Origin of the sequence: Atopomonas hussainii (assembly GCF_900109735.1) — a bacterium.
Lineage (GTDB): Bacteria > Pseudomonadota > Gammaproteobacteria > Pseudomonadales > Pseudomonadaceae > Atopomonas > Atopomonas hussainii.
In genome coordinates, this window is sequence record NZ_FOAS01000040.1 from 1 (window position 1) to 1,270 (window position 1,270).

At 47.6% G+C, this 1,270-nt stretch carries 2 protein-coding genes; both read left to right on the forward strand.

Annotated elements, in window-relative coordinates; all coding sequences use genetic code 11:
• Positions 1–104: 104 nt before the first annotated feature.
• Positions 105–482 (forward strand): hypothetical protein, encoded by a 378-nt coding sequence (locus BMX80_RS17535; protein ID WP_074870817.1) that lies wholly within the window; start codon positions 105–107, stop codon positions 480–482.
• 119 nt (positions 483–601) lie between these two features.
• Positions 602–982, forward strand: a complete 381-nt coding sequence (locus BMX80_RS17540; RefSeq protein WP_074870818.1) for a hypothetical protein — start codon at positions 602–604, stop codon at positions 980–982.
• Positions 983–1,270 lie beyond the last annotated feature (288 nt).

Here is a 1,270-nt window from a genome sequence, read left to right on the forward strand (position 1 = left end):
TCAATCTTTGGCCTAACACCTGGTTCAAGTCGTTCGCTTCGCTCACTGGGACGTCCAAAAGCTTCGCTTTCGGCCGCCCCTTAACCAAACGTTAGACCTAGATCATGAACGGACTCACCCGCGAAAATTCATCAACCATTGCCTTTGTCGTGAATTGCTACCTAAGCAACTCAATAAGCACAGATGAACTGCAGCAATGGGCTATTCAAATCATGGAGTCACCTGAAGCATACCCAAACTACATAGCTGAGTTGCTTAGCTTTGATGCTCCGCGCTTCCATATCTATAAAACAATCGGCTTCAGCCCTGACCGCAGCTTTACAAATCAGGAGGACGAAGCAATTTTTGGCATTGCATACCTACGTAATCGCGAGGTGTTTGACGGCCCCGCTAGAGAGCATGCTATAAACTCGCTACATATGAACCAGGCTATCCTTACAGAATTCAGAACTGCTTTTCCGTTCATCCAAGTAGCGGTGTAAGGTCTAACAAATGGTTCAAGCCGTTCGCTCCGCTCACTGGGACGTCCAAAAGCTGCGCTTTCGGCCGCCCCTTAACCAAACGTTATATGCCATTGCAGTCGGTCATGCGGAGACCAAGGATGAAACTACTACGCGAAGCTGGTGATTTCCCGAACAAATCCACTGTCGAGTACGCAACAATAAAGGTGGAAATTCCACATAAGCTGATTCCATCCAACATGGTCAATCCGCATTATAGAGACGAGGATATAGTGCAAGGGCTTTATCCTAGTCCGACAGGTCGCCTTTCCTACAAGGTCTTGTATCTAAACAGCGTTGAGCTTGCCGAGAATTTTGTGGAATATCTTCATTCTTTATTCAAGAGCAGGCCATACGCCAGTAGTTATACTTTAAGAATCGAAGTAAAAACCACAACAGAAAAAGTAACTGCAACAAAGGGTAAAGCCAAACACTCTGCACAGGTTAGCGAAACTCTTGTTAGTGCAAGCAACGTCATATAACTACTGGTTCAAGCCGTTCGCTTCGCTCACTGGGACGTCCAAAAGCTGCGCTTTCGGCCGCCCCTTAACCAAACGTTAGGGCGCTTGAAAAATGTTCGGAAACCACACCGCCACAACGACACCACACGCCGCTTTTCAGCGCGTTGTTTTGTCGTTAGCTGTTGGTGTTTCGCGCAGCCTCCGTGGCGCCGCTTGTAGGTTCGCCGGCGGGTTATTTGCGGTAAGCATCGGAAGGTTTTGACAGCATGGATCAAGTCGCAAATAACTACTTTAGAAAGTCATCACTTC

What these genes read in the sequence shown, in the direction of transcription:
- BMX80_RS17540 (WP_074870818.1), top strand. Translation starts at nt 602, where the DNA reads ATGAAACTACTACGCGAAGCTGGTGATTTCCCGAACAAATCCACTGTC.
- BMX80_RS17535 (WP_074870817.1), top strand. Translation starts at nt 105, where the DNA reads ATGAACGGACTCACCCGCGAAAATTCATCAACCATTGCCTTTGTCGTG.